Source organism: Streptococcus oralis (assembly GCF_964238205.1).
Classification (GTDB): Bacteria; Bacillota; Bacilli; order Lactobacillales; family Streptococcaceae; genus Streptococcus; species Streptococcus oralis_CZ.
Genome location: NZ_CAXSLF010000004.1, coordinates 167,347 through 192,010 on the forward strand (window position 1 = coordinate 167,347; position 24,664 = coordinate 192,010).

The following is a 24,664-nucleotide window of genomic DNA, read 5'->3' on the forward strand; positions in this document are numbered from 1 at the left end:
GAGAACTTTATTCTTGTTTCAAAAAACGATCAAGATAGTAGCGTAAAAAACTCTTCCTACCTGTAATCATAGTCAAACGACCTTCAAGTCCATAACGAAGTTTTTCTGCTTGTTCAGCATTCAAATCCGTCTCTGCCTCTAATTTAAAGAAATTGCCCTTTTCTGTCTGAGTCGCACTGGTATCGATATTCGTAATCTTGGATGTCAATACTAGCTGCTTATTGGCATCCGTTACCGTTGTAAATCGTACCTCATTTCCAGGCTTGAGACCAGCCACTTCCTTAGAACTGATATAAGCTGTCAGTTTTGCCTTCCTCTCTCTAGCCAACTGCGGAAAAAGGTGAGCGAGGATAGTTCCTTCTGGAATGATGGTAGATCGACTATGCTCAGGATTCAAATGTAGAACACCATCTTCTGTTGCTGTAATTTTCTCCTTCTCTAAAAGATTCCCTTGAATCTTTTTACCCGACTCCGCTTCAAGAATTTTCTGATCCAAGAGCGTTAATTCCTGGCCTACCTTGGCTAGTTGCTGAGATTTTAATGACTCCAACTGACTTCCCAATCCAGATGCATAAGCTTGCTGGGCTCCTGAACCTGCATACTGTACTCGATAACCTGCAAGAGTTGACTCCAACTGAGTGATTTGAGCATCTAGCTGAGATAAGGCCTGCTGTTTGGTTTCCGATCCTTGCTCCTTTGTCGACTGATAAATAGCATAAGCTGGATGATCACTCTCTAAGTGTCCATCACCCTGAATAGCAGACTTGGCTTGCTGATATTCTTTAATTTTGGACTGAGTTTCTCCGATGAGATTGCCTAACTCTGCCTGACTACCACTGGCTGCTGCATTTTGAGATGATATACTAGCATTTTGCTGCTCAACCTGACTTCGAAGACTAGCAGCTTGATTTAGATAATCTAAAAAACTATTCTGATAACCAAATTTATCTGCTTCAGGAAATTGATCACTTCCTGCTTGAAGGCTTGCTTTTAAATACTCCAGTTGAACCTTCTGATCCTTGAGCATTTCCAACTGACTAGCATAATTCTCAGCCTGAACTGCTTCTGCTCCCTCTTGGTATTGAACGAGAAGATCCCCTTGCTTGACAAACTTATTTTCAGCCAAATGGTTCGCAACAATCTTACTATTACTACTAGACTGAATGGTAGCAATGATACGAGCAGGTTCTACCGTAGCTCCAGCTGTCAAGCTTATCTCCTTTTGTGCAAAGATTGAAAAAACGATCAGGAACAAAAACAAGATAAAACTTGGAAAAATCACATAACTAGAAAAATTATGGTAACGACGATTGTAAAACTCTGCACTTTCTAAAAATTCTGATTGCATCTTTTCTCCTCTCTAACTATTCACCAAGTGGGCATAAAAACCACCCTGAGCCAGTAAATCCATATGTGTACCCTCTTCGACAATCTTGCCTTGATCCAAAACGACAACCTTCTCTGTCCGCTCAGCAATGGTTAAACGGTGGGCGATGAAAATCAAGGTCTTATCCAAAGCCATGAGATTATCGACAATTCGCTTCTCGGTCAAAATATCTAGACTGCTGGTCGCCTCATCCAAGATCAAGACAGGCGCATCGGTCAAGAGAGCACGCGCCAAAGCGATCCTCTGACGTTGTCCACCTGAAATGCCAGCTCCATCCGAAGTCAATTCTGTCTGGTAATTCAGTGGCATGCGCTCAATATCCTCCCGAATCTCTGCCAACTCCACTGCTCTCAAGATATCCTCCTGGGTCGTCCCCTCCTTAGCTCCGAGGAGAAGATTCTCCAAAATCGTTCCGTTAAAGACGTAGGGCTGCTGAGGCAGGTAGTTGATATACTGGCGCAGAGCCTTTTTATCAATCTGATTGAGATTGACACCACCCAGACTAATCTCTCCCTGACTAGGATCGTAAAAATTAACCATCATCTTAGCCAACGTCGTCTTACCGGACCCTGAAATCCCCACAAAAGCCACCTTAGAACCGTGCGAAATGGTTAGATTGATGTCCGACAAGACATCTCGACCATAGCCATACTTGTAGTGAACCTGCTTGAAAGCTATATTCCCTTCTAACAAGTTCAAATCCGAGACTGTTTTCTTTTCCTCAAACTCAGATGCAACCAGATAAACTTCATTGAGACGGTTATTAGCAACCTGTGCTGTCTGAAGTTTGGTTTGCAGATTGATGATATTTTCCAAAGGATTTGTAAAGTAAATAAGCAAGGTATTATAGGTAATCAACTGGCCCAAACTCATCTTATTATCCATGACTAGGAGAGCCCCCATCCAGAGAATGGCAACATTGAGCAAGAGTTGGGCAAGCTTTTTCAGAGCCTTTTGCTGACTTTCTGCCCGACTGTAAGTAAAAGATTTTTTCAGATAATCTACAAATTCCTTGTCAATCTTTTGGTAGCGTAAACTTTCACTAGTTAAGGACTTGATGGTCTCAATGCCATTGATGTCCTCAATGATAGAAGAAGACAGAACCGCATTGGCTTCCATAGTTTCCCGATTCATCTTTTCAAAGGGCTTCATAAAAGCAAAGATAATCACTGTGTAGATAGGAAGGGCTAGTAAACTCATGAAAAAGAGATTGCTATTCTGCGAAAATAGAACTACTGAAATAATCAAGACAGTAGATACATCCAAAAAGATTGACAGAATAGTCGAAGCCAGTGCATCGATGATACTATTCGCATCCGTGAAACGAGACACTATTTCCCCTGTCCGTCGTGTCGCAAAAAAGGACATGGGCAAATGAAAAACATGCTTGATATAGGACAAAATCACATCAATGGATAAGCGTTGCCCCAAAACAAGCAAGAGATACTCCTGGGCATAAGATAAGATTTGCTGAAGGACATAAACGATGACTAGCCCTATCGAAATAATTCCCAGTGTCGAGCGCATTTGATCTGGTACATAAGTGTCAATGATAGACTGCAGATAATAAGAACCCACAATGTTAATCAAGGTCACCAAGAGGGTCGCCAAAACGATATTAACAATCAAACCTCGCTGTTTCACTAATATAGGGATAAAGGAAAGCAGACCATTTTTTTGTTCCTTATGAGGCTTATAAGTCGGAGATGGTGCCATAAAAATAGTGATTCCTGTCCACTCCTTGGCAAAGCGCTCACGAGAAATCTTGGTCAGCTTAACACTAGGATCTGGATCAGCAATATGAATGTTGTTCTTGTCCTGCCCAGTCACCACATAATAATGGAGCAATTTCCCTTCCTTAAGCACATGAGCCACAAAAGGAAAAGTTACATCCGGCAAATCAAACAAGGTCATGTCCGCCTTTATTGCTCGCGTCTCAAAACCTATCTCCTCAGCAACCTTGACTAAGCCTAAAGCCGTAGTCCCATCCATGGTCGTCTTGGCCAACTCTCGCAAGTGAGCCAGAGAATAATAACTACCATAATAACCAAAGACCATGGCTAATGAAGCCACACCGCAGTCCATCTGGTCTACCTGAGGACGATAATGCCGTTTACTAAATTTCATATCCTACTCCTTTTCCTAACAATCTCCAAAGAAAACTTTGTAAGATTATTTTATCCAAACAAAGAAGCAAAAAGAAAATTATTTCTAAAAAAACAATAACTGCACCTGAACGGCACTTTTTCCTAAATAAAAATAGGTAGAACAAACGTCCTACCTAGAAAATATAAGTATAATGATTAATATTTCTTACCTTTTCAAATTTTTTTACGATTTGCCACAAATTTTTAAATTAACGTCTACTTCCTAGATAACGTCCAAACATATAAGAAGTTCCTCCTAAAACTCCCCAAGCAATCGCCGTAGAAGCACTAGCAATGAAACCTCCCTTAGTTACAGCCAAGTCTTCCTCTGTCATAATAGCAAATTTTTTATTCAGTTTCTTCATCTTTCATCTACTCCTTTTTAAACAATACTAGCTAATCCAATAGCTACTCCAACCAAAAGTCCTACTATTCCTGAGGCTGATATAATTATTGCCGCAAATTCTTCTGAGATATTCATTTATTTCTCCATTTTTTTAGTTCTTATTTCATTGATAACAACTAAAAGATGATTATTCTATAGCATTTGCCACATACTAATAATAATTCTCTTTAAACCTTGTCTTTACCTGAATCTAAATAACTCATCATCAAAATAAGCATCGGAACAAATAACTCTGTTTGGAAATATTTTTCAACATTAAAGGTAATTACATTTAAATCTCCTAATATGCAAAGCACTCCAAAAATAATTAAAAAGGCTCCCATTACATTTTTTAGATTTTTCATACAAGTTCACTTTTATTCCTTTTTAGTTCAACTTAATGATTAGTTTCTAATAGATCATTTTTTATTTTCTGAATTACACTTATACCCTACATAAAACAGACCAAACAGAATTGGATAGGTTTCTAGATAAAACAAGGTATTGATCGGTTTTTTCAAAATCAAATACGTTACAATATAGATAATGACTGACACGATAAAATAACCTTCAGAAAATCCCGATAAAAAATTTTTTATGACAATCCTATTTAATTTTTAATAGTATGTATCTGATTTCTACAAAGTATTTTATCTTAGCTAAAATAACCCCATACAGCTAGTCCTACAGCAGATATTCCTCCGACAACATACCCCGCAACCTTAATTCCTACCGGAACAGCTACTGCTGCTGCAGGAACTACTCCTCCAGCGACCGTTGCTAATTCATTTTCTGTCATTGCTGTAAAACGACTATCATTTACTAAAATCTCCATTTTTGAATCTCCTTACTCTAATTCACTTTCACTTTAAATATTTCTTTTCTATTAATATAGTATGTCAATACCACTAACAGAATGCAGTTCTCCAATGATACCTTTTCTAAATTAAGTAGAGAATAAATTAATAATATACTGTAAGATATTAAAACAAATCCTACATATATATTTTTCAACATTATATTCATAAAACTCACCTAAAGTTTTATTTCAAATTTTTTCCAACGTGATAAAGTCCTGCTCCTAGCATAATAGCGCCCCCTGTTACAGAAAAACCTTTAAACGCAGCTACTCCAAATGCTACTACTAGTGGTGCAACTCCCCCATCCACTTCCATCAGCTCTTCTTCCGTAAGAGCTACAAAGTTCTGTTCCATTTTGTCAAAGTTTGTCATTTGTTTCCTCCTTTATTTTTATAGTTTTTTGTTTATAATTTTTAACCTTTAAACTATTTTAAAAGCCAAGTTGGATAAATAACTGAAATAATCATTTCTAATCTCCTTCCTCTTCTTCTCACTTATCTATTCGAGAAATCATTTTAAAATTAATGAATAAATTTATTTTATTTAAAATACAATTTGATAAACCATGGAAGTAAAATTGGTAAATACATTAATCAAACTCCTTTCCTTTTCTTCTTACTTATCTATTCGATAAAATAATTTCAAAATAAACAACTAAGTCAAATTTATTTTAAAAACCACTTGATCAACCACGGATAAAGACCTGTCACATACATCAGTAATCCTCCTTTTTTGTTCTCATCTCTTTATTCGTAAACTCAACTGTAAAATTTCAAAATCTTATCTTTTTTCGAGAAACAAAAAAACAACATGACTTGCATGTTGTTATATGTTAGATTTTATCTTTAATGGCTTTCAATACATCTGCCACACTTTGGAGGTGGTCGATTTCTTCATCACTAATTTCGATTCCAAATTCATCTTCAATGGTTAGTACGAATTCCATCAAATCTACCGAATCAGCATCCAAATCATCCTTCAAGCTCAAAGCCTCTGTGACTACAAAGTCTTCCCCCTGACGTTCTTGGATAATGGTCACGACACGGTCAAAAATTTCTTTATCTGTCATATATATTATTCTCCTGAAAATTCATGCGCAGTTTGAGCAACTACGTCTGTTTCTAGCATAGTACGAATCTGACGAATCGTACTGTATACAGCCTTGGCATCACTTGAGCCATGAGTCTTAACAACCGGCGCCTTAACACCAAACAAGACCGCACCCCCAACATCTGAATAGTTGAGCTGCTTTTTCAAGCCTTTAAGGCTATCCTTAAGAAGAAGAGCACCAAGTTTTGCTCGAAGTCCACCACCTGTAATAGCATTTTTAAGTAAGCCCATGATTCCCATGGCTGTACCTTCGATGGATTTTAGCACAGCGTTTCCCGTGAAACCGTCTGCCACGACAACATCTGCAACACCCTCCATCAAATCACGCGCTTCCACATTACCGACAAAGTTCAAACTCTCATCAGCTGCTAGCAAGTCATAAGTTTCCTTGCGGAGTGGATCTCCCTTGCTGCTCTCTGTCCCGTTATTTAGCAAACCAACTCGTGGTTTTGCAATTCCACGAACATTTTTAGCGTAGAAAGAACCTAGGATGGCATATTGATGAAGGTGATGGGCTGTGTTTTCTGCATTGGCACCAAGGTCTAGCATATCAAAACCTTTCCCATCAACTGTTGGTAAGGTTGACATAAGTCCAGGTCGGTCAATATTCTTGATGCGACCAACGATGAAAAATCCTGCCGCTAGCAAAGCACCTGTATTTCCTGCAGAGAGCACGGCATCTGCCTCCCCATCTTTGACAGCCTTGGCCGCCAAGACCATGCTGGCATTTTTCTTCTTACGGATGGCTTTTGTTGGCTCGTCATCCGAATCAATTTTCTCATCTGTATGGATAATGCTGACGCGATCTGTCGCTGTTAGATATTGCTTAATCTTGCTCTCATCTCCGTAAAGTTGAATCTCAATATCTGAAAAGTCAGCAAGGGCTTGATTGACACCCTCAACGATGGCTTGAGGTGCGTAATCGCCACCCATTGCATCTACTGCGATTTTTTTCATTTGTCTTCCTCTTTTAGTAATTGTCCCCAATCAGCTAGGGAATCAATAAATTTCTTTGATTTTAGGTGAATTCCTACGTATTCTTCATAAATTTGATCCATGAACTGACGCAATTCTTGCTTGATTTCAGACTTGAGAGAAATAGTCTCTAAAGTCTCAAAGTTAATAGCTTGAAATTGATTGAGCAGATAGGGAATGTTTGGATTCAGATGACAACGTTTCTCATCCTCATGATAATGCTCAGGACATAAGCAAGCGCTATATTTGAAAGAAAAATCAAAAGCCTGACCCACCCGATGGCAAAAAACACACTCATTAAAGTTAAGACTGATCCCAAAACGTGTCAAAATCTGAATTTCAAAAATATTGGTCAAAACTTGATAATCCAGACCCTCTTCCATCAACTCTAAAGTCCTTTGTAAAAAAGCAAACAAGGGAGCATCCTGTTGATTGTCCTGCAAACTAGCATCTGCCAGAGCTGCCACATAGGTCGCATAGGCCATGACAAAGAGATCACTATTGATTTTTGGAAAGGTCATCACCTCATGATAGTCTTCAATATAACTAAGCCCATCATCATTGATTCGCAAAAGAAAACGAGCCAGCACCAAAGGTTGAATAACTGGAGCCAGTTTGGATTGACCGGCATGTTTGACAAAAAACATGCGCTTACCGACCTGCTCTGTAAAAATCTTGACTAGCTTGTCATCCTCACGAAAATTACGATTGTAGAGCACCAACCCCTGACTCATAATAGACTGAATCATGCTTCTCTCATGTACTCCTCAAGACGTTTCATAGCCTCTCTGATAGTTTCCATACTAGCCGCATAAGACAAGCGCACATAACCTTCTCCATATTGACCAAAAGCTGCACCAGGGATAAAGGCAACAGCCTTCTTCTGAGCAAAATCCTTCAGAAAAGCAAAGGAATCTTGATTATAGCCTGCTGGAATCTTAGCAAAGATATAAAAAGCCCCATCTGGTTTGATAATCTCAAAGCCAAGGTCAGTCATCTTCTCGATAATGTAGTCCCGACGTTGGATATATTCCTTCTTCATGGGTTCTGCATCGTTCTTACCAGCTGTCAATGCTTCCACAGCAGCATGTTGCGCCATGGTGTTTGCAGCAGTTACCAAGTACTGATGACTCTTGATTAACTGGGCTGTGAAATTTGCTGGAGCAAAGATAAAACCTAAACGCCAACCTGTCATAGCATGGGATTTGGATAGACCGTTGATGATAATAGCCTGATCTCTCAGCATCGTTCCCAAAGATACATGATTTCCCCCTGTATAAGTTAATTCTGAATAGACCTCATCACAGACAACGAAAACCTCATACTTACGTAAAACGTCTGCCAAGTCTTCCAACTGTTCGCGACTATAAGTAATTCCTGTAGGGTTAGCTGGATAGTTGAGAATAACTGCCTTGAGCTTATCACCTTGCTCGATAATAGCTTTCTCTAGCATTTCAGGAGTTAAGACAAAACCGTTCTCAGTCGTATCAATCTCGACAATCTCTGCACCAACTAGATTAACAATTGGTTCATAACCAGGATAGGCAGGAGCTGGCAAGAGAACCTTGTCACCCTCTTCTAAAATAGCTGTCAAAGTAGCTGATAGAGCCTCTGTCGCACCAATTGTGACCAAGATTTCATTTTCAGGATTATAGTCTAGCTGGTATTTTTCTCTTACAAAGTCACTAGCTGCCTGGCGTAAGGTCATCAAACCACTCATCCCTGTATAGTAAGATTGATTTTGGTCAATAGCGCGCTTAGCCGCCTCCTTGACATGGTCTGGAGTTGTAAAGTCAGGCTCTCCCAATGTCAGACGTAGAACCCCAGGAATCTCTGAAATAGCCTGGTCAAACTGACGAATCAAGGAAACTTGAATCTTATCTAACTGTTTATTAAAGCGCTTGGTTAAGTCCATAGATACCCTCCTTGCTTAAAGGACATATGTCTATTATACTACAAAAGCCCCCTGACCGCAAAAATACATTATAGAATAAGGCTAGCATAACAAATTGAAGTATGTTCATTTAAATTCATTACAACACTACGTTTTTAGAATCCTCAATGAAAATCTCATGAAACTAGGAATCGAGGTGAAAGCATAACTAAAGTTAGGTAAGCCGAAGATGACAAGGTATTAGGAGATTTTCGACGAGTATTGAGAAGTTACGTAAGGAAACAAATCGGATAGGGGTCAATATAAATCAGATCACAAAAAAAGTAAACGAAGATAATCAGGCTAACCTAAATGAATTTAGTCAGATTCTTGAATTTCAGAAACATTTGAAAGATACAGTCAGACAATTTATTCAAAAACAAGAAAATCAAACAAAGGTACAGGACAGATGGTTGTAATAAGAATTATTGTTGACATTCTCTCTTATTTGTCCTAAACGATAACTAAGGATAGGATGATGTCGGATGACTGGTAACAGTTTTCTCAAAGGTTGCTGATGATTCAGGCACTACCTTCAGCTTTAGGCTGTAAAGAACCCGCTCCACCACTGGTTCTATTCGTTTCACTCTTGGAGTATATTCAAGAGTTTTTTCTTGCAAAAAAAGTTCAAAAAATATATACTGGCTATACACGATATAGAACGGAGATATACCATGACTACATCACTTGTTAAGCAATATAATTTTAAAATCAATGAGTTAGCAATGGAACAAGCTAGAGCCATTATCAAGGAAAAAGGAATGACCATGACGGATGCTATTACTCTTTTTATAGAGCAGATTGTCCTCGAACAGGACTTGCCAATCAAGACTGCAGAAGATTTACACCGTGAACAGTTGATTGAGGAATTACAAGCTCAATCCAAAAGAGCCTTAAGAGAATATGAAGCAGGAAAAGGGACTTCCCTAGACAGTATGAGGGCACGCTATGGCTTATAAAGTAATTATTTCTGATGAAGTGAGCCAAGCTATTGACAGTATTCATGATTACATCACTACTGTTCTTTTATCATCTCAGTCTGCTAAAAATACTGTGGGTAAAATTTTAGATGGCTTAAAAAGTTTAGAAGTCTTTCCTGAGGCTGGTTTTGACGCCGATGAAAAAATTGGTGTAAAGATTAACAGTAAGTTCCCTACACGAGGAAAAATTATTGGTCAGTATGTTTTACTCTACTTCATCGACCAAAAACGAAACACTGTTTTTTTATCTCACCTCTTCCACACAAAAAGCGACTATGTCACTTTGCTACAAAATGGTAATAAAAAAAGCTCAACTGATTGAGACATCTTTCTTTATTTTATAAGCTCCGAAACCTTAATTTTTGGTACCGTCTTGGTTTAACAATACGCTGTATATATAATATTTTACAGCTACTTTTTCTTTAGAAACGTTGATTTAATAAGGATTTAAATATTACAGAGTATACCTTTGTAAAATACGGTTTTGCTAATCTTCGTTACAACTATTCTAGCACCATTATTGATTACTAGATCGGTAATGTCATTTCTGAGTGGATAGTCAGAAAGTGGCTAGACAAGCGCGACAAAAAATATAACCTGAGTTTAGTTTTAATATGACTAGACAAACAGAAATACCAGAGGTGGAGCTCTGGTATTTCTGTTTTTGCCAAGACTTCGTTACAGTTCTTGTACAGCTATTATCACATAAATTTGAGAAACTTGTCAAATAATTATTAAACTTTACTTTCTCTTTACTTTTCTGACAGATAAGATTATAATAAGGAGTATTTATTTTCGGAGGTTTTTATGTCATTTCTATCAAAAAATTGGGCTGGACTTTTGGTCTGTCTTATCATATCTATCATTTCTTGGATTTTAGGAGGCTTCTTGCCTGTTGTCGGGGCACCTGTCTTTGCCATCTTTATTGGCATGATTCTCCACCCATTTCTCACTTCCTATAAACAACTAGATGCTGGTTTGACTTACAGCTCCAAGAAATTGCTTCAGTATGCAGTTATCTTGCTTGGGTTTGGACTCAATATCTCTCAAGTTTTCGCAGTAGGAAAATCTTCCCTTCCTGTCATCCTCTCAACTATTTCAATTGCTTTGATTATAGCTTTCTTTTTCCAACGCTTTTTTAATCTGGATACTAAGCTAGCTACCTTGGTTGGTGTAGGCTCTTCTATCTGTGGCGGTTCTGCCATTGCAGCGACTGCTCCTGTCATCCATGCCAAGGAAAAAGAAGTCGCACAAGCCATATCTGTTATCTTTTTCTTCAATGTCTTAGCAGCGCTTATTTTCCCAACCCTAGGTTCTTGGCTCCATCTTTCCAACGAAGGCTTTGCTCTCTTTGCAGGAACTGCGGTCAACGATACTTCCTCTGTAACAGCCACTGCTAGTGCCTGGGATAGTCTATACAATACAAACACTCTTGAAGCTGCCACCATTGTCAAATTGACCCGTACCCTAGCTATTATCCCTATCACTCTCTTCCTCTCTTACTGGCAAAGTCGTCAACAAGGGAACAACCAAGGGGTAAAACTTAAAAAAATCTTCCCTGTTTTCATTCTCTACTTCATCCTAGCTTCTCTGCTAACCACCGTCCTTACTTCTTTCGGTGTCAGCAATAGCTTCTTTGCACCTCTCAAACAACTCTCCAAATTCCTCATCATCATGGCTATGAGTGCTATTGGTCTCAAAACCAACCTCATTGCTATGATTAAGTCCAGCGGTAAATCCATTCTTCTTGGTGCCCTCTGCTGGATTGCCATCATCCTGACTAGTCTCGGGATGCAGACCCTTATCGGTATTTTCTAATACTCTTCGAAAATCAAATTCAAACCACGTCAACGTCGCCTTGCCGTAGGTATGGTTACTGACTTCGTCAGTTCTATCTGCAACCTCAAAACAGTGTTTTGAGCAACCTGCGGCTAGTTTGCTCTCTGATTTTCATTGAGTATAACACAAAAGGTAGCTCGCAAGCTACCTTTTTATTGTTCAAGAATTAAGCGTGTATGTTCTCTCTTAATACAACGGTTCATCACGATATCATCGCAACCTCCAGCACGCAAGATTTCTTCCGCTTCTAGACTTTCAAGTCCTAGTTGCGCCCAGAAAATCTTAGCATTAGCCTTGAGAAAATCACGTGCTACATCAGGCAGAAATTCACTACGACGATAGACATTGACGATATCTACAGGGAAAGGAATCTCAGCTAGACTGGCATAAGCCTTTTCTCCCAAGATTTCCCCACCTGCAGCCTTAGGGTTTACTGGTATGATTTTATAGCCACGAGCCTGCATTTCCTTTGTCACTCGATTGCTAGTTGTTTCTTCACGATCAGACAAGCCTACTACTGCTAGAGTCTTACTGTTTGCTAGATACTGACGGATCACGCCATCACTTGGATTGATAAATTCTTGAGTCATAAAAATCCTCCTTTTTCATCAGTATAGCATATTTTGAAAGGGTTTGCAGAAATTTACTATAAAATCAAAAAATCCTCCCAAAATTAAACTATTTCATTTAATTTGAGGAGGATTCATAAAAATTTTATTTAAAGATTATTCTCTTGTTGGTTTATACTGAAGGCTTTCTCCATGTTGTTTGACAAAGTCACTCATCTCTGAGTCAGGAATTTGTCGAAGGTAGAGATTGGCACGAATCGTATCATCTTCTTCACGACAAGTAGAAAGAACAAGATATTTATCCTTAGCTGATACCTTAACATTTGGTTTCTTAACCTCTGCAGTATCATAAATAATATTTAGCTGTTTCTCAAAATCCGCATCATCATCAAAAGAAGTACGGTAAAAAGCTGTTTCTTCTGGAACAATAATCATAGCAACAGCTTCATAATAATACTTTCTCTCTGGAGTTTCAATGACTACATAAGGATGTGCATCAAAATATTCTTGGCGACTGAAGTAATTCACATCTTTAAACATACGGTGGTCAGCCACTTTACTACCACGAGCGTGACCAAATAACCAAGTCAATCGATCGCTAAAGTCCTTCTTGTTATCGGCGTCCATAAAGACTGCCCCCATTAAAGGCTCATTAACGCCATCAAAACGCTTATCTAAATAAGTCGCATTATCCGTTGTTTGAACAACTGGTTCATCTAACTGGGTACCAGGAATATATACGTAACCAACCGTCTCAGAGTTTGTTGCAAGCAAGCCTTTAAATTTATTTGCGAGGTATTCCTTTTCTTCTGCGCTAGCAGTATAGGCTTGTTTTGGAGCTTCCTGAGTAACCTTTGCATCATTTTGCTTATCTCCACTTGGAGCTAGGAAGCTTTTATAGATAAAGAAGCTTCCCAAAGCAACGATAGCTACTGCAACGATTGAAGCAATTATTTTAGTAATTGGTGATTTCTTTGTCGTAGAACGTCTACTCATCTTTTCCTCCTCATTTTTTACCAAAAAAATCACTGAAACCAAGTTTCAGTGATTGGCTACTTTTTAAATAAAATTATTTAGCAGCGTGTGTTTTTGGAAGAGCTTTTTGACCTGCTTTAGCATTTGCTCCAGCTTTTTTAGCTGCAGCGTCTGCTTTTTTAGCTTGGTCTGTAGCACCTGGTTTACCAGGTTCTGGTTGAGCTGCTGCTTGGTCAGCTGCTGCTTGTTCTTCTGTTACTGCAGGACGACCAGTTTGGTTAGCTTGGTCTTCAGCAATACGAGTTGGGTTAGGTTTGTTGTCTTCAACACCAGTTGGGTCGTTCCAGTAGTTACCTTGAGCTTTAGCTGCGTTACGGTATGTTTCTTGCAAGTATTGGATTGCACGGTTACGTTGTGAATTTGTTGCGTCAGCCAAAACTTCATCAAGGTTAGCTTTAGCAGTTGCTACAGCTTTTTCATGAGTGTGACCAACGATTGCTTGAGCTTTAGCAAGTTCTGCACGAGCTGCAATCACTGAAGGTTCTTTTTCAACAGCTGCTGCGATATCTTCTGGGTGAGCTTCTACGTATGCATAAGCTTGATCTGCAATATCACGTTCAGAAACATATTTCTTTTGGATCAATTGGTTAGAAGAAGCTGGGTTTTCTCCTTGTGCAAAAACTGGAGCTGCTGCTGAGAATACTGCAAGAGCTGCTACTGATGCCAATAAAACTTTTTTCATTGTTTTATCTCCTCTTTAAGTTTAATTTTAATTATAAGGATAATCCTTATTACCTCAAATTATATCACATATATTAGAGTTGTCAAGATATTTCTTAAACTTTTTTTAAAATTCCTGGTAAAAAACGAGTAAAATTTATTATATTCTTAAAAAACAAGCAATATTCTCGAAAGATTAAGGAAAAAAATGGACTAAAAAACGAACAATTAGTGAAATTTTCACATTTTCTGATCTAATTAAGAAAACTCCCAACAAGGTCTATCACTTTATCAAGAGTTTTGTCTGATCCAACGAATTCGTTAGATTTTTTTCTCAATACTAAATAATGGAGATAGAGGACGTTTTTCATGGATACGGATGATAGCATCTGCCAAGAGATGAGCGATAGAGATTTGCTCAATCTTATCAATCAAACGTTCTTCTGGTAGGTAGATAGTATCCAAAACAACTAATTTTTTAATAGCTGATTTTTGGATATTATCCATAGCAGGCCCTGAAAGAACTGGGTGCGTACAGCTTGCGTAAACTTCGACAGCACCAGCTTCTGCAAGAGCATCTGCCGCATGACAAATAGTTCCAGCTGTATCGATCATATCGTCAATCAAGATACAAGTCTTACCTTCTACCTTACCAATGATGTTCATCACTTCACTGGTATTCATCTTGTCTACGCTACGACGTTTGTCAATAATAGCAATTGGAGTTTTCAAAAACTCTGCCAATTTACGAGCACGAGTCACCCCACCATGGTCTGGGCTGACAACCACATAGTCAGAACCAACCATGCCACGACGCTCAAAGTAGTCTGCAATCAAAGGAGCACCCATCAAGTGATCGACAGGAATATCAAAGAATCCCTGAATCTGTGCAGCGTGCAAGTCAATCGTCAACAAACGATCCACTCCAGCTACTTCTAGCATATTTGCTACAAGTTTTGAAGTGATTGGCTCACGCGCTCTCGCCTTTCTATCCTGACGTGCATAGCCATAGTAAGGCATAACAACGTTGACAGATTCTGCACTGGCACGTTTCAAAGCATCTACCATAATCAAAATTTCTAGCAGATTGTCATTTACAGGTGAGCTAGTTGATTGTAAGATAAAGACGTGTTTTCCACGGATTGATTCTTCGATATTAACTTGAATTTCTCCATCTGAAAATTGACGTACGGTTGATTTTCCCAACTCTATCCCAATCTCTTGCGCCACACGCTCTGCCAATTCTCTATTTGAAGAAAGGGCAAACAGCTTTAAATCAGAAAAAGACATGATTTCCTCCAGTATTTATGTATCACTTGTGTTTTTTCACAACATTTTTCCAACTACCATTGTAGCGCTTTTTTCTTGATTTTTCAATAAAAAATAAGACAAGAATGGACATTTATCCCCTTGTCTTGTGCTCATTTATATTCCTTATATTCAAGCTGAAATGTGACAACTTAGACATTCTATCTCATAGGAAGATAGGAATTCACAAAGGAAAAGTTAGTATACCTCTCTCATACTGCCTGTATCCACATCGTAAACAGCCCCTGAAATAACCACATCATCTGGAATCAATGGGCATTCTCGAAGTAACTGCATATCCTCACGAACACTCTCCTCAACGTCTTGAAAAGGGAGAAAATCTTGACCCGAGACATCAACCCCTAATTCAGTTTTTAAATGTTCTTGAAACTCTTCGTTTTGAAATGTCTGAGCACCACAGTCTGTATGATGAAGAACCACAATCTCTCTTGTTCCCATTTGTTGCTGAGAAATCACGAGTGAGCGAATCATATCGTCTGTCACTCGACCTCCCGCATTCCGTAAAATGTGAGCATCTCCAAGTGCTAACCCCAAAGCTTGTGCAACGTGCAGACGTGAGTCCATACAAGTCACAATGGCTACTCTTGTTTTCGGCTTGATTGGCAGATTTAACTGCCCATGCAGGGCAACATAAGCCTGGTTGGCTTGCATAAACTGTTCAAAATACGACATGACAACACACTTTCTTACTTTTAAGATAATTTGAACACCAAATTATTTATCTTCTATCTTACCATCTTTTCTTTGTCTTGTCAGCTGTCAACCTCCTTATTAAAAAACCAGGACAGAGACATCCAGCTTCTAGCTTGAGTTTCTGCCCTAGTTTTTTTATTATTATGAACCTTTTTGGATATACTTGTTAAGAGAGCCTGCAAAGCTTTGAAGATTGAGACTTTGTACATAGACCTCACCGGTACCTCGGAAGGTATTCACCACTCCTTCGCCTGTACCAATAGACTGCCAGAAGCCATTTTCTAAGTGGATATTATAGTCCAAAGATTGACTCCAAGCTACCACATGGGCATTGTCGATGGTTATTTCTTGGTTTTGTAGCTCAATTTTCTTAATAGAACCAAAAGCATTGGCCAAAAGAGTTCCCTGACCTTGAGTAGTCATTACGAAAAGACCACCTTGACCCCCGAAAAGTGCTTTCCCAATAGATTGGTGCTCCATTGTATAGAAAGCCGTCCCATCAAGAGCCAGAAAAGCCCCATCATTCAATCGATACTGCTTTTCACCTAGTTCAAGAGCAATCACTTGACCAGGAGTATCTGGTGCTAAAGCAAGATGTCCGTTGTCAGACTCTGCAATAGCTTGAGTAATGAAGGTACTTTCACCAGAAACCATAGAACGTCCCACAGCTTTGACAAAACGCCCCAAACCAGAACCACTCGCATTAAGTTGGGTATTGAGGCTGACATTAGGTGTGTGGTAAACCATGCTACCGCGCTGGATAAAGACTGTTTCTCCTTGGTTGAGCGATAACTCTACCAAAGGAAATTGCATTTGACTATCCATAGAAAATTTCATCAGAAATTCCTCCTTGTTTTTAATAAATATTGGCTATAAAGTGTTTTGCAATCTAAAACTGAGTAAGACTATTAGGCAAATACTTTTTTCAAGACTTCTCCGATAGTCGTCACTCCAATCACCTGAATTTCCTTAGGTGGCTTAATACCTGTCAAGGAATTTTTCGGTACATAGATTTTTGTAAATCCAAGTTTCGCTGCTTCATTGATACGCTGCTCGATACGATTCACGCGCCGAATTTCTCCAGTCAAACCTAATTCTCCTACAAAACATTCCTGAGGATTGGTTGGCTTGTCCTTATAGCTCGAAGCTATAGCAACCGCAACTGCCAAATCAATAGCAGGCTCATCTAATTTGACACCTCCAGCTGATTTGAGATAGGCATCCTGATTTTGAAGGAGCAAGCCTGCCCGTTTCTCCAAAACAGCCATAATCAAGCTAGCACGATTGAAATCAAGGCCTGTTGTAGTCCTCTTGGCATTTCCAAACATAGTCGGTGTCACCAAGGCCTGTACCTCTGCTAAAATCGGACGCGTCCCTTCCATAGTCACCACGATGGATGAACCCGTTGCTCCATCTAAACGTTCTTCTAGGAAAACTTGACTAGGATTGAGCACCTCAACCAAGCCACCTGATTGCATCTCAAAAATCCCAATCTCATTAGTGGAGCCAAAACGGTTCTTGACCGCTCTCAAGATACGAAAGGTATGGTGGCGCTCCCCTTCAAAGTAAAGCACCGTATCCACCATATGCTCCAACATACGAGGACCCGCCAAGGTTCCTTCCTTGGTCACATGCCCTACAATAAAGATAGCAATGTTATTGGTTTTGGCCAGCTGCATGAGTTCTGCAGTCACCTCACGCACCTGAGACACAGAACCTTGAACTCCAGAAATCTCAGGAGACATGATGGTCTGGATAGAGTCGATGATGAGAAAATCTGGCTGAATTCTCTCTATTTCTGCCCGCACGCTCTGCATATTGGTCTCTGCATAGAGATAAAACTCACTATCAATATCCCCCAAGCGCTCTGCACGGAGTTTGATCTGTTGAGCAGACTCCTCCCCACTGACATAGAGAACTGTCCCTACTTGAGACAGCTGGGTTGAGACTTGTAAGAGAAGCGTAGATTTCCCAATCCCAGGATCCCCACCAATGAGTACAAGACTTCCTGGTACCACACCCCCACCGAGTACACGGTTGAATTCCTCCATTTCGGTCTTTGTTCGATTGACGTTGATGGAGGTCACTTCAGCCAGTTTCATAGGCTTGGTTTTCTCCCCTGTCAAGGACACACGCGCATTTTTGACCTCGGCAACCTCAACCTCTTCTACAAAGGAAGACCAAGACCCACAGTTAGGGCATCGTCCCAGATATTTAGGGGAATTATATCCACAATTTTGACATACAAATGTCGCTTTTTTCTTTGCGATGATAAACCTCTTTCTATATCTCTATCTCACATTCAATCACTTGGCAAAAATCAATCTTCTCATTTGGTACAAACTGGCGCATGAGCATGCGATGGGCTACAACTACCACAGTTTGATGTTCCCGATACTTAGCCATGCATTCTAGAAAACGAGACTTCATCTCTACAGCTGTCTCATATTGAACAGGGGAATTTGGGAGCAACTTCCCCTTGTTTTCTAAAAACAGACATCTAGCTGTTTCAAAGTTCTCTATACCTGTTTCATAAACCTGCCATTCATGCAATAATGGCTCTACCCTCAAAGGAAGGCCAGTAGCACAGGATACATAAAAAGCCGTTTCTAAAGCTCGCGTCACTGCAGAAGACACCAGGATATCAGCTGAGCCAAACAAAGGATTTTTGCTCAGTTCCTGAGCTTGTTGTCTTCCTTTCTCAGATAAGGGTGCCAAATCTATCCCGAATCCAGTATAGGAACGCTCCTCTAACTCACGGTAATTTGGCTCCCCGTGACGGATAAAAATAATTTTCATATTAAGATCCCCATAAAACTATTAATTCTCCTTGGTAGCTGCCAAAACGGAAGCCTTAACACAGCCATTGCCATCTACCCCTATAAACTCTATGCTTTTAGCACCGTTTTCCTCTAAAAAATCTTTTAAATCTGGATTAGTAAAGCAAGAAGCCCGACGCTTCTCAAAGATACGAGAAGATACAAGCAGCAAGCCGGTCGCAAATTTCTTCTTTCTGTCTTTTCTCCCCCGTCAAGGACACACGCGCATTCTTGACCTCTGCAACCTCAACCTCTTCGACAAAAGAAGACCAAGACCCACAGTTTGGACAGCGCCCTAAATACTTGGGGGAATTATATTCACAATTTTGACACACAAATGTCGCCTTTTTCTTTGCGATGATAAATCTCTTTCTATATCTCTATCTCACATTCAATCACTTGGCAAAAATCAATCTTCTCATTTGGTACAAACTGGCGCATGAGCATTCCGTGAGTTACAATGATAATAGTTTTATAATTTTTATATTTTTCCAAAGCACTTAAAAAACGATGACGCATCTCTAGACCAGTTTCATAGCGATAAGGAGAATCTTCAGATAAACCTCCTTGATGTTTTAGATAATATTCATGAGCTACCAACACACTAGTTAAATCAGAGTTAGTGCCATCTAAGTCTGGACGCCACTCATGAAAAAACGGCTCCACAAATAAGTCCAATCCTGTTTCAATCGCTATATAATGTGCTGTTTCTAAAGCCCTCGTCACAGACGATGAAATAATAATCTCTGCCTTTCCAAAACATGCAGTTTTAGCAACTTCTTTTGCCAGACTGCGACCTTTTCCTGTCAATGGTGCTAAATCACGACCAAAACCACTATAGAGTTGCGGATTTTCAAGTTTATCAAGCATACTATAATCTGGCTCTCCATGACGTACAAAGATAATCTTCATCTTAGTGCCCAGTTGATCCAAACCCACCAGTACGAACTCCGTCTGCCTCATCTCCATCTGCGATTAAAAATGGTGCAAAGACAGCCTGAACCACACGTTCCCCAACTTCAAGAACAACCTCTTGGTTTGTAATATTCTTCATCTGCGCAAAAATATGCCCTTCATTTCCAGGATTTCCATAATAATCCCCATCAATAACCCCAACTGAGTTAATCAAGACCAAACCTTTTTTACGAGGATTTGATGAACGGTCATAAAGATAAAGCACTTCAGTCGGCTGCATATAAGCCTTGACACCCGTTGGGACAAGAACAATCTCTCCTGGAGCAATCACAGTACGTTCTGCAACCTTTAAATCGTAACCAGCTGCGTGAGCTGTCTCACGCTTGGGTAGCAAACTCTCATCTGTAAAACTAGAAACTAATTCAAAACCACGAATTTTCATATTTTCCCTCTTTTTAATCTTTCATTCTAGGCTATTTTATCTTATTTATTCGAAAAAAGCACGAAAAATCTTCTATATAAAATAAAGAAAAGTGTCCTATCAAAAAGCAAACAATAAAATCATACAAAAAAATTTAAAGATATTTCAAATGTCCCTTACCTTTTATTAACAAACTCATTCTTTTTTAGCCACACTTAAACTATTTTCTTTAAAGCACAAAAAAAGAGCACACAATTCACTTCGCTTAGGGCTGCTGGATTCCTCCCCTGACCCGCTTCACGCAGAACTGTTGCTCCACTAGTTATTATACCACATTCCCAAAGATTTTAAAAGAGAAATTATTTTTTCCGTCGATTTCTGAAAAATTCCTGCATAATACCTGCACATTCACTCTCTAAAATGCCCGTCTCAACCTCTACACGATGATTAAGACGCTCGTCTGTCAAGATATCATACAGACTTCCAGCTGCACCAAATTTCTGATTTTTAGCCCCATAGACCACGTTTGGAATCCGTGCGAGCCCAATTGCCCCACTACACATGACACAAGGCTCAATGGTCACAAAAAGTGTGCAGTCTAACAAACGCCAGCTCTCTTCCCTCAGATTCGCATTCTCGATGGCCATAATTTCCGCATGCATGACCGCACGTTGCAACTCCTCACGTGCATTGTGCCCCCGACCAATGATTTCTCCATCCTTTACAATTACGCAACCTATTGGGATTTCATCATTCTCTAAAGCAATCTCTGCCTCCTTTAAGGCCTCTCTCATAAATGCTTCTTTTTCTTCAACTGTATAATCCATAGCTTCTCTCTTTTCTCGCCTATCAATTCTATCATTATAGCATGTTTTCCTAGACAAAAAAAGAGCTCTGTAATATTTGCAGTAACTAACTTTTCTATAGATAGTAATCTATCTCTGGATTGTAGAAATAAAGTTTTAAAAAGAGTATAATAGTAGCAAAATTTAGAGAAACACTAGAAATCATGAACTGAGAGTAATGGAGACAACTGATACAGAATGTCCAGATCTGTCGGAAGATTTTTAACTATAAGTCTCCAAGAGATGATTATCCTGAGATTTAAATAATAAACAAGATGAAAGAGTAAATAATGAAATTAGAATTTTTACAGGATGAACCAAAACTTACCTTGATGTTTCCATATAAAGATACATTTAATAGAGTAGGGGGAACATCCATGATATCTATATCTGTTATGATTCTCTGGATTCTGAAGCGTCTAATGACTTACAATACTGATTTTGCAGACAAGATTGTTATGGCGGTAGCGCTTATTTATGCTCCCTTCCTTATATGGTTTATGGGGTATTATCTCTTCATAAATGGAGTAAAATTAGAAATTTATAAAAACAATATTGTTCAGTATTATACCTATAGCAGTAGAGGCCACAGCCTATTACATTATCAATTTGGACTTCAAGATATCGAACAAATAACCATTAAAAAGCGTCCTTTTAATTGCGTAAAGTTAAGCATAAAAATTAGAAATCCTATTTTTTTAGAAGGACATGAAAAAAAACTAAATAAGCTAGTCAGAGTCAGTATCATCACAGATAAACTAAAGGCAGATGCTTTTATGAATGAAATGAACCTATTTCAAAGTGATAAATCAGGCAATCAATTTATCAAGTAAGCTGATTCAGAAAAAATTCAAGTTTGTCTAACTTACAAATTCTCAAGAAAATAGTCCACTGATGAGGCTGGGATCAAAAATCCCAACCTCATTTTTGCTTAGTTATGAGCCTTTGATGTGTTAGCCAACTGAACGATTTGTTGGTATTTTAGAATTCAAAAAGCTCCTTTTACCGAAACTTCTTTTCTCCAACTAATCTACCAAAATGTTGAAACCTCACAGATCTGGGTGTACCAAATCGAGAGTTGGTCTAAAGATTTCTGTCCCACTGTTTTTTTCTTTGTCTTAAAAGTAAAGAAGCCACCTAAATATGACTTAAAAGCTGACAAAAAAAGCCACCGAATGCGGTGACTTTATAGGGAGATTATTATGAAAAAGAAAAGTTTAGGATATTTGTTACAACAAGTTAGGAGGTCTTCTTGTAACTGTCTATAGTATAGCTGAACTATCTTAAACAAATCTTAAAAAATCTCTTATGACCAAACACTTTCTAAAATATTTGTTTGTTCACGACCAGGACCTACTGAGAAAGTAGAGATACGAACGCCAACCAATTCGCTAACACGACGAACATAGTTACGTGCATTTTCAGGAAGATCTTCCAAAGTACGTACTCCAGTGATATCTTCTGACCAACCTGGTAATTCTTCATAAATAGGTTTACAACGTTTCAATTGTTCAAGACTAGCTGGATAGTAGTCAATGCGTTGACCGTCAAGATCATAAGCAACACAGATTTTAACTGTATCCAAACCACTCAAAACATCGATAGAGTTCAAAGATAAATTTGTAATGCCAGAAACACGGCGACTATGACGCATCACAACTGAGTCAAACCAACCTACACGACGTGGACGACCTGTTGTAGTACCATACTCATGACCAACTTCACGAATGCGTTCTCCCACTTCATCAAACAATTCAGTTGGGAATGGACCATCACCAACACGACTTGTATAAGCTTTACATACACCTACAACCTTGTCAATCTTGCTTGGACCAACACCAGAACCAATTGTCACACCACCAGCAACAGGGTTTGAAGAAGTAACAAACGGATAAGTTCCTTGATCAATATCTAACATGACCCCTTGTGCACCTTCAAAAAGAACACGTTTGCCATTATCAAGTGCATCATTCAAGATAACAGAAGTATCTGTTACATATTGCTTGATTTGTTGGCCATACTCATAATATTCTTCAAAAATATCATCAAATGAAATAGGTTCGCTATCATACAATTTTACAAATTGACGATTTTTCTCAGCAAGATTGCGTTCTAAACGTTCACGGAAAATCTCTTTATCCAAAAGATCCGCAATACGGATTCCAACACGAGCAGCCTTATCCATATAAGCTGGTCCGATACCCTTGATAGTAGTACCAATCTTATTTTCACCCTTAGCTTCTTCTTGCAGACGGTCTAACTCGATGTGGTACGGCAAAATAACATGCGCACGATCAGAAATACGTAGATTATCTGTTGTAACACCTTCATCATGAAGATAGCTCAACTCTTTCACAAGTGACTTAGGATTTACAACCATCCCATTCCCAATGACAGAAATTTTTTCAGGGAAGAAAATTCCAGAAGGAATCAAGTGCAACTTAAATTTCTTTCCATCGATCACAATTGTGTGACCAGCATTATCGCCACCTTGGTAACGTGCAATCACTTCTGCATTAGCTGAAAGGAAGTCTGTAATCTTCCCTTTACCTTCATCACCCCACTGGGTACCTACAACAACAACTGAAGTCATAATCTTGTCTGAGCCCTTAGGCTCTTCCTTTCTCACATACATGGCAGGAATCTCACCTGCAATTATATCTTACAATTTATTATAATAAAGATTCTCAATTTTTTCAAGACCAAAGACCAGAAACATTAGGGAATTAAAGAAAATTAGAAAATTAATATTAAAAAAATATTGTAAATTTATATTATGAAAAGAAAAAACTATAAAATCGTTCGGAAATATGAAAATTATAAATTATCCCCCAACCCAGTCATTTGAAATCAATAACTGTTCAATGTACAAACGGTAGCAAGCTCTATAGTGGTAAGAAAATAAAGGATGCATAATATCAAGCTTGTACCGAACTAAATAATATAGTAAAAATCGAAGATGAAAAACTTCCCATTCTAAATCATTATCTACTAAATAACTATATTCCTTTTCAATAACATCATAAAAATCAAGATATTGTTCATAAATCTGTTCAATCATTTTATTTGACTCCATTTCTATTGATAAAATGAGTATAACAAAAAAATAGAAGAAGCTGGGAGAATACTTCTATCATGTCCTATTGTGAATAGTAAAATTAATAACAGTTACAGAAAATTGACAGAACAGATATATAAAAATACATTTCAAAATAAAAAAGAGCTATAGGAAAAATCATTGTAGAAAATATGGGAGCTAACTTAATTGAAAAAGAATCATAAGAACAAAAAAACAACCCCTCACAATCCATTAAAGATTTACTTCTGATACTCAATTAAAATCACAGAGCACTTTTTATTAATAACCTGCTTAAGAAATATCATGTTCAAAGTATAAACTTGAAAACTTATCATCCGATTGATGGACTTACCGTATTCTAATAAGTCAACGAAAAAGTTTTTAATAAAAACTAAGACATATATGTTTAAACATTGAAATTTCTACACTATTTGATTTTAAATGAGTGTGAAATCTATTAAATATACTACAAAATTACTTAAAATAAAAGAATCAAATATAACAAACTTATAAAAGATATTAAATATTAATAAAGAGCTAAATAAAAAAAGGATCAAGATGACCTCTGAAAGATAAATAAAAAAACGTTCCTTAGAACGTTTACATACTCCGCCAGTAGGACTCGAACCTACGACATCATGATTAACAGTCATGCGCTACTACCAACTGAGCTATGGCGGATT

At 38.5% G+C, this 24,664-nt stretch carries 28 protein-coding genes, 1 tRNA gene, 1 other RNA gene and 2 pseudogenes; 4 read left to right on the plus strand and 28 right to left on the minus strand.

Translation table 11 applies throughout. From position 1 onward, the window contains the following. Positions 1 to 7 precede the first annotated feature (7 nt). The 11 genes from ACESOD_RS07130 to ACESOD_RS07180 all read right to left on the minus strand — a co-directional run bounded on the left by ACESOD_RS07130 (position 8) and on the right by ACESOD_RS07180 (position 8,779). Entirely contained in the window at positions 8 to 1,348 is a 1,341-nt protein-coding gene (locus ACESOD_RS07130; RefSeq protein WP_373094659.1) for a bacteriocin secretion accessory protein, read from the minus strand. Between the two features lie 12 nt (positions 1,349 to 1,360). Continuing rightward, positions 1,361 to 3,514 (minus strand): peptide cleavage/export ABC transporter ComA, encoded by a 2,154-nt coding sequence (comA, locus tag ACESOD_RS07135; protein WP_373094661.1) that lies wholly within the window; start codon positions 3,512 to 3,514, stop codon positions 1,361 to 1,363. A gap of 229 nt (positions 3,515 to 3,743) precedes the next feature. Further along, positions 3,744 to 3,899 (minus strand): hypothetical protein, encoded by a 156-nt coding sequence (locus ACESOD_RS07140; RefSeq protein WP_223339111.1) that lies wholly within the window; start codon positions 3,897 to 3,899, stop codon positions 3,744 to 3,746. Positions 3,900 to 4,107: 208 nt separating this feature from the next. Next, the gene (locus ACESOD_RS07145; protein WP_186822188.1) at positions 4,108 to 4,284 is read right to left on the minus strand and encodes a hypothetical protein; all 177 of its coding nucleotides are present in this window, start codon (positions 4,282 to 4,284) and stop codon (positions 4,108 to 4,110) included. A 54-nt stretch (positions 4,285 to 4,338) separates the two neighbouring features. Beyond that, entirely contained in the window at positions 4,339 to 4,518 is a 180-nt protein-coding gene (locus ACESOD_RS07150; RefSeq protein ID WP_320693298.1) for a hypothetical protein, read from the minus strand. 56 nt (positions 4,519 to 4,574) lie between these two features. Then, positions 4,575 to 4,754, minus strand: a complete 180-nt coding sequence (locus tag ACESOD_RS07155) for a Blp family class II bacteriocin (protein ID WP_320692674.1) — start codon at positions 4,752 to 4,754, stop codon at positions 4,575 to 4,577. A gap of 208 nt (positions 4,755 to 4,962) precedes the next feature. Further along, a complete protein-coding gene (locus tag ACESOD_RS07160) occupies positions 4,963 to 5,151 on the minus strand; it encodes a class IIb bacteriocin, lactobin A/cerein 7B family (protein WP_320692675.1) in 189 nt (62 codons plus the stop codon). 460 nt (positions 5,152 to 5,611) lie between these two features. Next, positions 5,612 to 5,848, minus strand: coding sequence for an acyl carrier protein (locus ACESOD_RS07165; RefSeq protein WP_000130002.1), 237 nt, complete (start codon positions 5,846 to 5,848; stop codon positions 5,612 to 5,614). A 5-nt stretch (positions 5,849 to 5,853) separates the two neighbouring features. Then, complete coding sequence (gene plsX, locus ACESOD_RS07170) at positions 5,854 to 6,846, minus strand: phosphate acyltransferase PlsX (RefSeq protein ID WP_373094664.1); 993 nt, start codon at positions 6,844 to 6,846, stop codon at positions 5,854 to 5,856. Next, complete coding sequence (recO, locus tag ACESOD_RS07175; RefSeq protein ID WP_373094666.1) at positions 6,843 to 7,613, minus strand: DNA repair protein RecO; 771 nt, start codon at positions 7,611 to 7,613, stop codon at positions 6,843 to 6,845. The genes plsX and recO overlap by 4 nt, the downstream gene beginning before the upstream one ends. Further along, a complete protein-coding gene (locus ACESOD_RS07180; protein WP_373094668.1) occupies positions 7,610 to 8,779 on the minus strand; it encodes a pyridoxal phosphate-dependent aminotransferase in 1,170 nt (389 codons plus the stop codon). Before ACESOD_RS07180 ends, recO begins: the two co-directional genes overlap by 4 nt. 692 nt (positions 8,780 to 9,471) lie before the next feature. Here ACESOD_RS07180 and relB point away from each other — a divergent pair. The 3 genes from relB (at position 9,472) to ACESOD_RS07195 (ending at position 11,595) form a co-directional block, all read left to right on the plus strand. After that, a complete protein-coding gene (gene relB, locus ACESOD_RS07185) occupies positions 9,472 to 9,756 on the plus strand; it encodes a type II toxin-antitoxin system RelB/ParD family antitoxin (protein WP_373094670.1) in 285 nt (94 codons plus the stop codon). After that, positions 9,746 to 10,099 carry a type II toxin-antitoxin system RelE/ParE family toxin gene (locus tag ACESOD_RS07190; RefSeq protein WP_049530051.1) on the plus strand — a complete coding sequence of 118 codons (354 nt, stop codon included), beginning with the start codon at positions 9,746 to 9,748 and terminating at the stop codon, positions 10,097 to 10,099. Before relB ends, ACESOD_RS07190 begins: the two co-directional genes overlap by 11 nt. 485 nt (positions 10,100 to 10,584) lie before the next feature. Then, complete coding sequence (locus ACESOD_RS07195; RefSeq protein ID WP_373094672.1) at positions 10,585 to 11,595, plus strand: YeiH family protein; 1,011 nt, start codon at positions 10,585 to 10,587, stop codon at positions 11,593 to 11,595. A gap of 173 nt (positions 11,596 to 11,768) precedes the next feature. Here ACESOD_RS07195 and ACESOD_RS07200 read toward each other — a convergent pair whose 3' ends face one another. The 14 genes and pseudogenes from ACESOD_RS07200 to tadA all read right to left on the minus strand — a co-directional run bounded on the left by ACESOD_RS07200 (position 11,769) and on the right by tadA (position 20,884). After that, on the minus strand, positions 11,769 to 12,206 hold the full coding sequence (locus ACESOD_RS07200) for a CoA-binding protein (protein ID WP_075227955.1): 438 nt from the start codon (positions 12,204 to 12,206) through the stop codon (positions 11,769 to 11,771). A 135-nt stretch (positions 12,207 to 12,341) separates the two neighbouring features. Then, on the minus strand, positions 12,342 to 13,181 hold the full coding sequence (gene srtB, locus ACESOD_RS07205; RefSeq protein ID WP_373094675.1) for a class B sortase, LPKTxAVK-specific: 840 nt from the start codon (positions 13,179 to 13,181) through the stop codon (positions 12,342 to 12,344). 73 nt (positions 13,182 to 13,254) lie between these two features. After that, positions 13,255 to 13,902, minus strand: coding sequence for an amylase-binding adhesin AbpA (gene abpA, locus ACESOD_RS07210; RefSeq protein ID WP_373094677.1), 648 nt, complete (start codon positions 13,900 to 13,902; stop codon positions 13,255 to 13,257). Positions 13,903 to 14,201: 299 nt separating this feature from the next. Beyond that, positions 14,202 to 15,170: a ribose-phosphate diphosphokinase gene (locus ACESOD_RS07215; protein ID WP_000010179.1), complete on the minus strand. Its 969-nt coding sequence runs from the start codon at positions 15,168 to 15,170 to the stop codon at positions 14,202 to 14,204. A 216-nt stretch (positions 15,171 to 15,386) separates the two neighbouring features. Beyond that, positions 15,387 to 15,881: a beta-class carbonic anhydrase gene (locus ACESOD_RS07220; protein ID WP_006147430.1), complete on the minus strand. Its 495-nt coding sequence runs from the start codon at positions 15,879 to 15,881 to the stop codon at positions 15,387 to 15,389. Between the two features lie 162 nt (positions 15,882 to 16,043). Then, positions 16,044 to 16,739 carry a TIGR00266 family protein gene (locus ACESOD_RS07225; RefSeq protein WP_373094678.1) on the minus strand — a complete coding sequence of 232 codons (696 nt, stop codon included), beginning with the start codon at positions 16,737 to 16,739 and terminating at the stop codon, positions 16,044 to 16,046. Positions 16,740 to 16,810: 71 nt separating this feature from the next. Continuing rightward, positions 16,811 to 18,175, minus strand: a complete 1,365-nt coding sequence (radA, locus tag ACESOD_RS07230; protein WP_161800904.1) for a DNA repair protein RadA — start codon at positions 18,173 to 18,175, stop codon at positions 16,811 to 16,813. Positions 18,176 to 18,185: 10 nt separating this feature from the next. Continuing rightward, positions 18,186 to 18,701 (minus strand): histidine phosphatase family protein, encoded by a 516-nt coding sequence (locus ACESOD_RS07235; protein ID WP_373094680.1) that lies wholly within the window; start codon positions 18,699 to 18,701, stop codon positions 18,186 to 18,188. Between the two features lie 24 nt (positions 18,702 to 18,725). Then, positions 18,726 to 18,926: pseudogene (locus ACESOD_RS07240) on the minus strand (isochorismatase family protein); the annotation flags it as partial. Beyond that, positions 18,922 to 19,083: pseudogene (locus ACESOD_RS07245) on the minus strand (DNA repair protein RadA); the annotation flags it as partial. The pseudogenes ACESOD_RS07245 and ACESOD_RS07240, both read right to left, overlap by 5 nt. Positions 19,084 to 19,093: 10 nt before the next feature. Continuing rightward, the gene (locus ACESOD_RS07250; protein WP_373094692.1) at positions 19,094 to 19,633 is read right to left on the minus strand and encodes a histidine phosphatase family protein; all 540 of its coding nucleotides are present in this window, start codon (positions 19,631 to 19,633) and stop codon (positions 19,094 to 19,096) included. 1 nt (position 19,634) lies between these two features. Then, entirely contained in the window at positions 19,635 to 20,078 is a 444-nt protein-coding gene (locus tag ACESOD_RS07255; RefSeq protein ID WP_373094682.1) for a dUTP diphosphatase, read from the minus strand. 208 nt (positions 20,079 to 20,286) lie between these two features. Beyond that, positions 20,287 to 20,384: signal recognition particle sRNA small type (gene ffs, locus ACESOD_RS07260), an RNA gene on the minus strand. 32 nt (positions 20,385 to 20,416) lie between these two features. After that, positions 20,417 to 20,884: a tRNA adenosine(34) deaminase TadA gene (gene tadA, locus ACESOD_RS07265; RefSeq protein WP_373094683.1), complete on the minus strand. Its 468-nt coding sequence runs from the start codon at positions 20,882 to 20,884 to the stop codon at positions 20,417 to 20,419. Positions 20,885 to 21,192: 308 nt separating this feature from the next. On the opposite strand from tadA, the gene ACESOD_RS07270 reads away from it, so the two are divergent. Then, positions 21,193 to 21,735, plus strand: a complete 543-nt coding sequence (locus ACESOD_RS07270; RefSeq protein ID WP_373094685.1) for a hypothetical protein — start codon at positions 21,193 to 21,195, stop codon at positions 21,733 to 21,735. 473 nt (positions 21,736 to 22,208) lie between these two features. On the opposite strand, the gene ACESOD_RS07275 is transcribed toward ACESOD_RS07270, so the two are convergent. The 3 genes from ACESOD_RS07275 to ACESOD_RS07285 form a co-directional block, all read right to left on the minus strand. Next, a complete protein-coding gene (locus ACESOD_RS07275) occupies positions 22,209 to 23,495 on the minus strand; it encodes an adenylosuccinate synthase (protein ID WP_025171244.1) in 1,287 nt (428 codons plus the stop codon). A gap of 231 nt (positions 23,496 to 23,726) precedes the next feature. Further along, positions 23,727 to 23,963, minus strand: a complete 237-nt coding sequence (gene comW / locus ACESOD_RS07280) for a sigma(X)-activator ComW (RefSeq protein ID WP_049503840.1) — start codon at positions 23,961 to 23,963, stop codon at positions 23,727 to 23,729. Positions 23,964 to 24,588: 625 nt separating this feature from the next. Beyond that, positions 24,589 to 24,662: transfer RNA gene (locus tag ACESOD_RS07285), tRNA-Asn, on the minus strand. Positions 24,663 to 24,664: the final 2 nt, after the last annotated feature.

Excerpts from the sequence above, each read along its gene's own strand:
- ACESOD_RS07250 (WP_373094692.1), bottom strand. The coding sequence starts at position 19,633 with ATGAAGATTATCTTTGTACGTCATGGAGAGCCAGATTATAGTATGCTT.
- ACESOD_RS07165 (WP_000130002.1), bottom strand. The coding sequence starts at position 5,848 with ATGACAGATAAAGAAATTTTTGACCGTGTCGTGACCATTATCCAAGAA.
- ACESOD_RS07215 (WP_000010179.1), bottom strand. The coding sequence starts at position 15,170 with ATGTCTTTTTCTGATTTAAAGCTGTTTGCCCTTTCTTCAAATAGAGAA.
- ACESOD_RS07200 (WP_075227955.1), bottom strand. The coding sequence starts at position 12,206 with ATGACTCAAGAATTTATCAATCCAAGTGATGGCGTGATCCGTCAGTAT.
- ACESOD_RS07270 (WP_373094685.1), top strand. The coding sequence starts at position 21,193 with ATGAAATTAGAATTTTTACAGGATGAACCAAAACTTACCTTGATGTTT.
- ACESOD_RS07220 (WP_006147430.1), bottom strand. The coding sequence starts at position 15,881 with ATGTCGTATTTTGAACAGTTTATGCAAGCCAACCAGGCTTATGTTGCC.
- srtB (WP_373094675.1), bottom strand. The coding sequence starts at position 13,181 with ATGAGTAGACGTTCTACGACAAAGAAATCACCAATTACTAAAATAATT.
- tadA (WP_373094683.1), bottom strand. The coding sequence starts at position 20,884 with ATGGATTATACAGTTGAAGAAAAAGAAGCATTTATGAGAGAGGCCTTA.
- ACESOD_RS07255 (WP_373094682.1), bottom strand. The coding sequence starts at position 20,078 with ATGAAAATTCGTGGTTTTGAATTAGTTTCTAGTTTTACAGATGAGAGT.
- ACESOD_RS07160 (WP_320692675.1), bottom strand. The coding sequence starts at position 5,151 with ATGACAAACTTTGACAAAATGGAACAGAACTTTGTAGCTCTTACGGAA.
- ACESOD_RS07145 (WP_186822188.1), bottom strand. The coding sequence starts at position 4,284 with ATGAAAAATCTAAAAAATGTAATGGGAGCCTTTTTAATTATTTTTGGA.
- ACESOD_RS07155 (WP_320692674.1), bottom strand. The coding sequence starts at position 4,754 with ATGGAGATTTTAGTAAATGATAGTCGTTTTACAGCAATGACAGAAAAT.
- ACESOD_RS07235 (WP_373094680.1), bottom strand. The coding sequence starts at position 18,701 with ATGAAAATTATTTTTATCCGTCACGGGGAGCCAAATTACCGTGAGTTA.
- ACESOD_RS07275 (WP_025171244.1), bottom strand. The coding sequence starts at position 23,495 with ATGACTTCAGTTGTTGTTGTAGGTACCCAGTGGGGTGATGAAGGTAAA.
- comA (WP_373094661.1), bottom strand. The coding sequence starts at position 3,514 with ATGAAATTTAGTAAACGGCATTATCGTCCTCAGGTAGACCAGATGGAC.
- recO (WP_373094666.1), bottom strand. The coding sequence starts at position 7,613 with ATGATTCAGTCTATTATGAGTCAGGGGTTGGTGCTCTACAATCGTAAT.
- relB (WP_373094670.1), top strand. The coding sequence starts at position 9,472 with ATGACTACATCACTTGTTAAGCAATATAATTTTAAAATCAATGAGTTA.
- ACESOD_RS07140 (WP_223339111.1), bottom strand. The coding sequence starts at position 3,899 with ATGAAGAAACTGAATAAAAAATTTGCTATTATGACAGAGGAAGACTTG.
- ACESOD_RS07190 (WP_049530051.1), top strand. The coding sequence starts at position 9,746 with ATGGCTTATAAAGTAATTATTTCTGATGAAGTGAGCCAAGCTATTGAC.
- ACESOD_RS07225 (WP_373094678.1), bottom strand. The coding sequence starts at position 16,739 with ATGAAATTTTCTATGGATAGTCAAATGCAATTTCCTTTGGTAGAGTTA.
- ACESOD_RS07180 (WP_373094668.1), bottom strand. The coding sequence starts at position 8,779 with ATGGACTTAACCAAGCGCTTTAATAAACAGTTAGATAAGATTCAAGTT.
- ACESOD_RS07195 (WP_373094672.1), top strand. The coding sequence starts at position 10,585 with ATGTCATTTCTATCAAAAAATTGGGCTGGACTTTTGGTCTGTCTTATC.
- ACESOD_RS07130 (WP_373094659.1), bottom strand. The coding sequence starts at position 1,348 with ATGCAATCAGAATTTTTAGAAAGTGCAGAGTTTTACAATCGTCGTTAC.
- comW (WP_049503840.1), bottom strand. The coding sequence starts at position 23,963 with ATGATTGAACAGATTTATGAACAATATCTTGATTTTTATGATGTTATT.
- plsX (WP_373094664.1), bottom strand. The coding sequence starts at position 6,846 with ATGAAAAAAATCGCAGTAGATGCAATGGGTGGCGATTACGCACCTCAA.
- abpA (WP_373094677.1), bottom strand. The coding sequence starts at position 13,902 with ATGAAAAAAGTTTTATTGGCATCAGTAGCAGCTCTTGCAGTATTCTCA.